Source organism: Bathymodiolus azoricus thioautotrophic gill symbiont (assembly GCF_001298715.1).
Lineage (GTDB): Bacteria > Pseudomonadota > Gammaproteobacteria > PS1 > Pseudothioglobaceae > Thiodubiliella.
The window spans coordinates 1-11,042 of the sequence record NZ_CDSC02000089.1 but is presented as its reverse complement, the minus strand read 5'-3'; the positions used below and the strand labels follow the sequence as shown (position 1 = coordinate 11,042).

Genomic DNA, 11,042 nt, shown 5'->3' with positions numbered 1-11,042 from the left:
TCTTAAGGCCCTGTGTTTGTTTACGAAATCCCCCATACATATGTGAAATTTCTTGTTTTCTCTTGTCTTCATCCAAAATTTCATTAAACACACTTGCATCTTGGTCTAGTTGCCGTGTATACCCTAGATGTCTTTTGCTAAAACGGTTATAATCATTGGTTATATCATCACGCCAACTACTAAGCGAAGGCACTTGATAGATGATACTGTTTCTACTTTTAAAAGAATTGTGCAGCTCCTCCATATCAGACGCTAAAAGTTTTAACATTGAAATCCAACTCAATATTTTTTCATTATCCTTTATGCTAGGCGTTTTAGGATTCTCTTGCTTGGGTGTTATTCCTTTCTCAATATCTGAGCGCACCAAGGTACTCGCATCACTTTGTATTTTTTCAACATTTGTTTCCAGAATGCTTTGCATTTTATCAAGCGTTGGAGAGGCAGGGGAAAGCATTTCCATACGCACTGCTATCTTATCTCTCAATTCTTTAATATCATTTATCACTTTTAATGACACTTTCATCTTGGTTATAAATTCAATAATTTCTTCTAAGCGAAAGATGTTTTGATAAAAACCGCCCTTGACTTTCTTTACTGTTTCTTGCATCATCTTAAATTTTTCCTGTTGCGCTTTAATAGAATCAAAATCTTCCTGTGGCATCAATATTCTTTGGATTTCTGCTATTGACGCTAGTGATTTTGCTTCCATTACTTTCTCCAATATGTTCATATCTGTCAATATCATTATGATGTTTGTTTCCGAACTGCGTATAAAGTTATCGTTAATCTCCATCACATCAACACCATGATCGTAAAGTTCTCTCATCTTTAATATGGATTCAGTAAATTTTATTGTGGCAAGATTTGTCAAAATATCCTCTGCACTGCCTTTGGTTGGATCAATTTCATGCAATTGATCGGCAAGTTCTAGTGCTTCAGCCTGAGCTTTTTTGTGCGTTAACCATTTCCCAATCACAAGCTGTTCTCGAGTATCTATGAATTCAGCAGATGTTGCTATAACTTTCATATTATGAATAGTTTTTTCATCAATATCTAATGATTGCACAATCTTAAGTTCAAGATCTTCTATCTCCTTGTTAATATCAATCTGTTTTGCACCCTCTTTTGTTTTGTAAGATCTCGTTTGTTTTGGTTTTGACTCACTTGGCTCAATGTTTAGAATCTTTGCTTCGTCGCGCATTAAATGTTTTTTTAGCCTGTTGCTTAAATCATCAGGTAGATCCACGAGTGTTTCAATGTCTTTCATTATAAACTCAACTGCTTTTTGTTTAGTTACTTGACTTTCCGCTCTTTTTCGTTTTTTCTCCTCTTCTTTCTTATTAAGAAGTTCTTGTATTACATTTGCCACGACAATATCCGTATGCTCTGCATTTGCAGTGCGCCCCAATTCCTCTTTGTGCTTGTGTGCTTTTCTTTCTTGGTCCCTTTCAGATGATTGCTTTAGTCTCTGTTTTTCCAATATAAACCCTTCTGATTGTTGCCTGTCGTTAGTTTTCCATTCAAATGAATTCCCCCATTCATTTGCCCTTTCCTCATGCTCTTTATCTTCTTTTTGTTGTTGCTTTTGATTCTCAGATTCCTTCTTTTGCCGAGCCTCAAATTGCGCTAAGTTTTTGTTATACCGATGTTCAAGACTGTCTTCAACTGGAATATCGCCCCCTGTTTTTTTTCTTAAAGATGAGGCAAGATTGTTGATGGCATTACAATCAGATCCTTTGCAATGTGTTATTTTAATTTTTTTCAAAATAGGGGTATCTACTGATCCCGCCCCTTGCTCAATAGGTGCTATCTTGGTCAAAATATCAGTCAATTTCTTAGCGTTTCTACCTTCTATCACTCTGGCACCGTTTTTTATAGTGCTACGCCCAATTATATTAACTTCATACTCACCCGTTAACTCTTTGATATTTCCTTCTACAGAATGTTGCATGCCCTCATCGTCCTCTTTAACAACATAAATTTTACTTGGGGCATTTGAATCTTGTTTTATTTGTTCAACCGTTCTCTTGCGTGTGGATACTACTTCTTCGTTACTGCCCATTTGAACAAGAACAATTTCTTTATTTGAGGTGGGAGACTCCTCTAAGGATGCTGTTGGGATCGTTTTGTTTGATTTCACTATGATGTTAAACTGTTCGCGTAATATGCTTTTGGATAACTTTAAGTGTTTTGCTATATTAATTAGATCAGCAAGGAGTACATTGATATGGGCTTTACCTATAAGGGGTCCTGCACTAAAAACTATTTTCTCTTGTGTGTCTGGATCGGTTAATACAGCCTTAGCATGAGATCCGCTGAATGCAATCTTTATATTATATCTGGATAAAAACCGTATAACAGCATCTGATTTTACTACGCTACGCCCTTGAAAAGTGTCATTCTCATAATCAACAATATCATCCAATTTGGCCTTTTCTTCTTTTTGTTTGTGTATTATGAGTTGTTCGGCTTTATCCATTTTTTGATTTAACCTAAACAATTCATCTGATGTTTTTTCCATGCCCTCTCTTAGTTCCCTTATTTTGTCCTTTATGCTACGCACGCCTTGTATTGCTCGGGCCTCTTCTAATGCTTGTTGTCGTATTTCATACTTTTTTGTTAGCACTGAGTGTTTTTCCTCTAAGTCTTTTACTCCTTGGGTCTTATCTAATACTACTTGGTATGCCGATTCTTGTTCATGTTCTGCTTGTTGTTTCTCTACTTGTTTTTGTTGTATTTTTTTATTAACTTGATCCAAGTTTTTATTTTCGTTATCAACTGTTGCTGTTATTTTTTGTAATTTCTCATTTGCTTCATTAAATTCTTTTTCTGTGCCTGCTGCATTTTGTCTGTCAATCTTTACTACATCTCGTGCCGCTTTAAGTTTGCTGGATAAAACTTCTAACTCATCTGCGCTTGCACCTGTGCTTGCTTTTTTTGTCGTTTTTTTATTTATCTTTGTTCTATGCAATCTGTTTAGTCTGCTTGCTTCTTTGTCTGATTTATCTTTTGCATTTTTCGCTGTTTCATTTGCACCTTGTTTTTGTTTCACTTCTTCTGCTACTTGTGCTTTCTCTTCTTCTGCTGCTTGGATTGTTTGTGTTAGATCGTTTGCCGTTTGTTTTAATTCTTGATATTCTTTATGGTTGTTTTGTATTTTTTTATTTGCCGCTTCTTCTTTCTCTTGTGCTTGTCTTAGTTCTTCTTGTACTGGTTCTAGTTCTTTTGTTATTTGCAATACTTCGTCTCTTGTGACTTTTTCTGCTAGTGTTTCTGGCTCTATATTGGCTAATGCCTGTTGTTCTTTTTCTTTAAGCTTTGTTAACTCATCCACTTGATCATCAAGTAATGCTTTTGAATCTTTGAATGCTTGTTCTAATACATCGGTATTGTTTTCAGGTGCCATGCCAGGTTCATCATCACCTACAATTTTTGGATTGCCACTCTTATCAACATTGACTCTGCCTTCGTAACCTACAACATCAAAAAGTTTGCCAAATAATGTTTGCACCTCCTGAGCCAAGCTTAATTGCCCATTGAGGCAACGACCGCTATAACAACTCAGTAAGAAGAGTTTGGCCGATTCTACTGTTTGTGGGAGGAATTTCTTGATAATGCCTACTACCCCTTTACTATCGCGACCTTCTAATGTGTTGACGCCTTCTACTTGCTTGCCGTGCCCTATTACTTGGACTTTCAAATTGCCTGTTAAATCGCTTACTTGACCTTGGATAACCTCTAGTTTGCCGTTATTTTTTTTGATAACAACGACTTTTTCAGTGGCGTGCTGTTGGATTTGTTTGGTTGTTATTTTCTTTTGTATGTCGTTGGCGGTTTGATCGTTTGCCATTTGGATGATTAGGCTGGAATCGTATTTGGATTTTGGGTGGGTGAGGTTGTGGGGTGGAGTGAGGTCTTGTGTGTTTTGTTTTGTTGAGGAGGTGTTTTTGTATGTGTCAGGCTGTTGTTGGGGCTTTGTGTCTATTGGGGCTTTGTTGTCTTGTGAAAGTTCTTCATTAAGAACAGTTTTTTCTTGACGCTCAGAGTCAATATTGTTATAGCTTTTAATTTTTACAGATTCGTTATTTAATGCTTTCTTAAAATCTTCAGCTAGGTTTGCACCCCAAGTGCCAGAAGTGGTACCACAGCAATTCAATAGTAAGACATTGGCAAGTTTTGCATAGGGGTTATCTAGAATTAACGCTTCCAATGCTTTTAGACCTTGTGCTATCTGTTTGCCGTCTTTGCCTGCCAGTTTTTCAATGCCATGCTCATCTTTATACCCATGCCCTATGATTTGGACTTTGTATTCGCCTTTCACATTTTGGATGCTGCCTTGAAGGGTTACAGGATCTCCATTTTGGATTTTTTTAATGACGAGAACTGCCTCTTTGTTGTGTTTTTTGTGTAATTTTTCGACTTGTTTCTCTCTTATAATATCAGCAATTTTGTCGTCTGATTCTTGAATAACAATATGACTTTCGTATTTAGTGGGAGGATCTAGATCTAATAAAGATTTTGGCAGTAAACTGATTTTGTCTCCAAATAATTTTTCCATGGCAGTTTTTTGGCCGACAAACAAGGCTGGGTTCTTCATTGACTTGTCTTTGCTTTTGACCCATACTGCGTATTCAGGGGCGGCGTCTTTGTTTCCACGATCAAAAGCTCTATCATATTGAATTGATTGCTCTGGCACCAAAGCAATGCTCTTATCTGCATTGAAGTATTGATAAGCAGGATATGCGTTTGCGTTAAACGTTGGATATAACTTGTCGACCTTATGTGACAAGACATGCTTAGCCCCAACTAAAATAATTGTCTCACCCCCTCCATCTAATTGCATTTCTTTACGCTCTTGAACATGATCGTTCCAAGCATCTCTAGCAATAAGGAATGTGCCTTTACTGTTTATTAGCTTGTACATAGAGGAGCTCACTTCCGCTAATTCATCTATATTTTTTTTATCTAAATTTGGAAACATTGTCGAAAAAAAACCTCTTAACTCCTCTACATTATCAGTAAAACCGTAAACCTTACCATGTTTAGGTCTACTTGAGACATCTTCTAAAATAGTATTGAAAATCTCAATAACATCGATAAACACATCTATAAACAACTTTTTCCCTGATGCGTTATCATGAGTCTCGCCAATCCAAAGATCTTTTAACCATCCATTACGCATACCACTCCTTAGCTCACTTACTCCCTGATCCCAAGAAATTGTTTTAACTTTCTTCCGTAGTCTTTGTGGTATTCCAGAAGTGCTAGACTGTTGTTGGGGCTCTATATCTGTTGTTTTTTCTTGGTTGGATTCATTTTTCTCTTGCTTAGAGTTGGGGTTGCTAAGAGTGCCTTCCTCTTTAGGTGCATTTTCTTTGGTGCTATCATCAGTCTTAGCATTAATTTTGTTGTCATAGACTGCTTCTTGATTAGACTTGTTTTCGCTTTTCTTTTGCTTAGAGCTAAAACCCCCTAGAGCATCCTCTCCTTCAGGAACATTTTCTTTGATGCTACCATCAGTCCTAACATTAACCCTGCTGTTATAGCCTTCTACTTTTACATTATTCAATACTTGACTAATATCCTGTACTAGGCTTGTGCCTTTAGTGCCACAAGTGTCACCATCACAACTCAGTATTAAGACTTTGGTAAGTTGTGCTTGGGTATCGTGAATGGTGCTTGTTAATTGTTTTAGCTTTTCTGCTATTGTTTTGCCTGTTTTTTTATTTAGTTTTCTAACGCCATCTTCTTCGGTTCCGTGTCCTATTATTTGGACTTGATAATTGCCCTTGATATTTTCAATGTTGCCTTGAATTTTTAGGTGTTTTTTGTTTTTTGTTTCTTTGATAACGACGACATTTTCTGCACCGTGTTGTTTGTTTAATTTATTGACTAGGTTTTTGCTTGCATTATCGGTAATACTGTCATCTGTTTTTTGGATGATGACATGGCTTTCGGGTTTGATGGGGGTGTTTGTACCTACTTTATAGACCGCTACACTGCCATCTTTTTTGTTGAGTGTTTGGTTGTTTGGCTTGCTTGAGGATTTGTTTTGTAGTGCCTCAAGGGTGCCGGCTTGTTGTTGAGACTTTGTGTCTTCTGACGAGGCTCCTCTATTTGTTGTTTCTTTTTTATTGGACTCTTCTGACTTTAATAAACTTAGTGGGTCTTTTTTTTCTAGTGTTTTTGATTGTTCTTCTGATTTGTTTATTGATTTTGCCTTTGTTTGCTGAGAAGTGGTTGTTGGTAATTTTTGTGATTGTTTGCTAGCGTGGATAGGAGAAGAGGAGGGTTCTTGCTCCGTTGTCATTTTTTGTTGCGAGGAAGCAGGGGTTTTAAGTGATTCTTCTGTTTTTTCCTCATCACTTTTAATTGAAATATCTTTCGACTGTAGTGATTCTGTGTCAGTTGGTGGACCTCTTTGGCTTGTTGCCTTTGGCTTGTTTCCTTTATTAGAAGTGTCGATATTATCTTGTAATCTACTGTTGTTTTGTTGTGGCACTTGATCAGATGGCCTGTCGATAGTATTAATATCTTTTTTGTCGTCCCCTGTATTCTTGAGGGGTGTTTTTACTTGCTTAATTTTTGTCTCTTTATTACTTTCTGATCGAGTAGATGTTAATGCACCTACCCCTTCTATTTCTTTTGTTTGGTGTATCTCTTCTTCCTTTTTGTTTTGTAGCTTATTTTGCTTCTTATGTCTCAAGTCGGAGACTTTTGACTGTAATATTTCATGTTTGCCCATAGCGGCTTTTATGTTTTTATTTAATTTCAGAAAATTTTGTTGGAGGGTGTCTTCTTCGTAATTGACGATATTGTCTGCTTCTGCTTCTTTTGCTTTTTCTTCGTACACTGCATTGTGTTCATGTTGTCTTATTTGAGCGCCTATTTCACTCATGTTGTTGGATGCTTCTTCTAATTGTTGTCTTGTGTTTCGTATTTCTTCTCTGTCTTCTATGCCTTGTTCTTTTTGTGCTGTGCGTAAGGTGTCTTGTGCTATTTCGTTTTCTGCTGTTGCTGTGGCTTCTTGGGTTTTTAATTGGGTTACTGTTTGTGTTGCTTCTTCTAGGAGTTGGCTTGCTGAGCTTTGCTCTTGTTGTGTTTGTTGTCTGCTTGTGGTTTGTTGTTGTCTGTTTTGTTGGGCTTGTATGAGTGCTTTGTTTGCTGTTTCGATTGTTTTTTCTATTTCTTGTAGCTGTTGATTTTCTGTGGTGAGTGCGTCTGTTGTGTCTTTTACGATTCGTTTTTTTTCACTGTCTAGCCTGCGTGCTTCGTTGATTTTAGCGACTAGTATGTTTTTTGCTATTTGATCTTCTTCTTTGGTTGCCTTTTTGGCGGGTTTGTGTGATCGTTGTGTGTTTTGTAGTTTTTTTAGTGATTTTTCCGTGTCATTTTTTTCTTTTATTGCTGCTTTGTTTTCGGCTTGTTTTTGCTTGATTTCGTTGCTGGTTTTTGCTTGTTTCTCTTGTTCTTTTTGGATGACTTGTTTTGCGGTTTCTTCTGCTTGTGTTTCCTGTTTGATTGCTTGGTTGTTTGCTTGTATTTTTTTCTCTAATGTTACGACGGTTTGTTGTGCTTGTATTAAGTTATCTTGTGCTTGTTCGACTTCTTTTTTGATTTTAATAACTTCGGCGTTTGTGGCATTTGCTGCTTGTGTTTGTGGTTCTATATTATCCAATGCTTGATTTTGTGCCGTTATTATTTCTTCCATTTTGTCTGTTAGTTTTTCTAATTGTTGGTCTAATTCATCTGCTTTTTGTTTTAATGAATTGATATCACTGGGTGCCATACCGGGTCTATCATCAGTCACAATTTCTGGATTGCCGTCATTATCAACATTGACTCTGCCTTTGTAACCTACGACATCAACAAAATGTTCAAACCGTGCTTTCACTTCCTGAACCAAACTTAATTGCCCATTGAAGCAACTATCGCTATAGCAGCTCATTAAGAAGACTGTTATTAATTTTGCTGTTTGTGGGATGAATCTTTGGATAATCTCTACTACTTCACCACTATCAAGACCTTCTAATTTGTTGATGCCATCTACTTGCTCGCCGCGCCCTATTACTTGGACTTCTAAATTGCCTGTTAAATTTCTGGCTTGACCTTGGGTAATTGCTAATTTTCCTTTATTTTTTTTGACAACAACGACTTTGTCAGTGGTGTATTGTTTGTTTTGTTTGGCTGTTATTTTCTTTTGCATGTCGTTGGCGGTTTGATCGTTTGCTATTTGGACGATTAAACTGGAGTTGTGTTTAATTGCTGGGTTAACGCTATCATCCTGCTTTGTTGGGGGCTGTTCTTTTGGTTTACCACCTGATGCTTGATCGCCGTCTTTGTCGTTTGTTTTTTGTTGGATTTTTGTTTTCCTGTGAGTTTTTTGTAGATCTGAAGAGGCGCTGGCTTGTTTTTTTGCAGATCCGGATGTAAGGGGTCTAAATACCACACCAAGTGACTTCATGGTTCTCATATTAAGTTTCAACTCATCCTGTAATATTTTGATATAGACAGCTGCTATAAGTGTTCCTGAGTGCAAAGACATAGTGTAACTTGATTTTTTCCCGTCTACTATTCTGTAATAAACAGCATGTTTTCCGCCATATGACATTGGTATTTTTGCTCTTACCATTGCTTGCTTAAAAGTCTTAACCTTTATGTTATTATATTCTAACTTATATTTCTCAAAATCAACAGGTTGGTTCAACTCTTCTTCTTCAGCCAATATGTTTTCTTGTGCTTGTTGTTGTTTCTCAATCCACCCCTCATTGCGTTTTTTTATGTACTCCTGATCTTTTATTTTATATTGCTCCATAAGCGTTGCTCCCACATCTTCTCTTGTCGCTCTTGCTCTTTCTTCTTGTTCCTCTGTAGTTTCTAGTTGTTTTACTTTTAAAATTCTCTCTTCTTGTGCTAATCTTTCCCTCTCTTGTACTGATGCCTCCTCCTTTTGCGCTAATGCTTCCTTCACTCGTGCTGTTCTTTCCTCCTCTTGTTCTAAGATTTCTTCTTGCGCTAACACTTCCTCCTTTTGCGCTAATGCTTCCTTCTCTTGTGCTAATCTTTCTTCTTTTGCTGATCTTTCTTCATCTTGTGCTATTTTTTTACCCTCTTGTGCTAACCTTTTTTTCTCTTCTTTAAGATATTGCCGCGTTTGTTGTCGCGTTGCTACTGCTGCTTTGTTGCGTTCCTCTCTCTCAATTTTGTCTTGTAATATTCTTTCTTTAAGTATTTTTTTTCGTTCTAGGTCTCTTGGGCCGACGCCACGCTCTTCTGCTCTTTCTTGCCTGAATGCAACTGTCCGTTCAAGCAATTTTTTTACCCAAGAAATCACATCAAGGCGATTAGAAATATCGCTATCAGTGTTCAGAATCTGATCCTTATAAAGCTCTTTGGACGCAGAAGATATCCATATTTCCTCTAAAATCTTGTCTACCGCTGCTTCGGTATATTTTTCTTCGAATTCCGTAATAGCCAATCTTTTAAGGGCATCAAGTTGCATATCTTGTGCACTTAAATCTGGCAGAATGCCTTCTTTCTTAATATAATGTTGTGCAAACTCTGAATTGGCCTTTTCTATTGCCTCAAGCCTTTTTTCTTCTTCTGGTTTGCTCTTACGCTCTGGGAAAGAAAAACCTTCTACTGTTAACGGCTCTTTTAGAGATTCTTTTAACTCTTTAATTGTTTGAATACGCTCATATTGCTCTTGATCGGCATTTAGCTGTAGAATAACTGGTCGTTCTCTTTCTTGCTTGAGGATATTAGACGCTTCTTCTGTGTTTGATTTTGCTATTTCCTCATCGTATTTCTTGATTGTTTTTAGGGCTATGGCTTTATTCTTTTCAGCTGTAGAGATATCTTCTAACAGTTCGTCTATGGCTTCATTTTCTTCTTGCCTCATGATTGCTTGTTGTGCTACTTCACGCAAAGTATTGTTGTCATGGTCTGTATTTTGTGCTTCTTTATTGGCTGTAATGCTTTGGAAGTCTTTTTCTAAGTCGTCCATTTTTTTATTTTGTTTTGTTAACACTGATTCTTTATTTTTTATTTGATTTGTTTTTTCCTCTATTTCCTCTATTGCTAACTTCCTCACTCCACGGGTTGCAGTATCTATGAGATCAGATATGAATTTGATACCCAGCTCCATATCTTCCTTTGATGCTAACTTTCTTTGCTCTTTTTTTAGCATGTCTTTCAAGTTGTTTAACATCCTTTGTGACCTACCTTTTAGTCTGCGTAGCATGTTTTCTTCATGTAATATATCTCTTTCTAATTTCTTAACCTTATTTGATCGACCCTTAGTGGGTGCACGAAGATATACCTTTGAGAGTGCGTTCTTTTTGTCCGTCCATTTTTTTACTTCTTCTTCTCTATACTTTTTTGTTTCCTCAAACAAGATTTTTATCAATTCATCGTTTACATGTGTTCTTTGTGCATCCATCATTTGTATTAACAAATTTTCTTTCATCAATGCTTGTCTCTTTTGCTCTATAGCCTCCATTTCTTTTTCTAGAGCGTGCAATGTTTCTTTTAATTTTTCTTTATTTGTTTTATCTGATTCCGCTGACAATCCTTGCGTTTGCTTTTCTTCTTTTTTTATATCTTCACGCACTTTTTCTAACTTCTTTTGGGTATTTTCTGCCTCTTTATGTATAGCTCCTCTAAGTTGTACTCTTTTGATCATTAATTCATTGAATTTATCTGACAACTGTTGATCCAAAGTGATTACTTTTTCTGTATTTACTATTTCTGTTTCCCTTTGTACAGCTATTTTTTGCGCTGTTTTTTGTCTCAGTATGTCTTGTTGAGCAAAATAATTTCGACTTTTTCCCGATGCTTCAAATTCTTTAGCTGCATCCAACATCTTTATATTTATGTCAGTATCAAGCATGTCTTCATCTATTTTGCTTAGTGTTTCAATACTTTTATAAAGCAAACGATGATCCTCTAGCCGCTTACTTCTTGTTTTTTCCAACTCGGCTTCTAAAAGCCTTAACGCTTTCCTATCCTCTACCTGCTCATTTCTTATTTTCTCTTCTTCA

Annotated in this window: 1 protein-coding gene; it reads right to left on the bottom strand. The window is 36.7% G+C overall.

Features of this window, described 5'->3' with window-relative positions; translation table 11 throughout:
- Positions 1-11,042 (bottom strand): C80 family cysteine peptidase (locus tag BAZSYMA_RS01795; protein ID WP_143243057.1); only part of this gene is annotated, 11,042 nt, incomplete at both ends.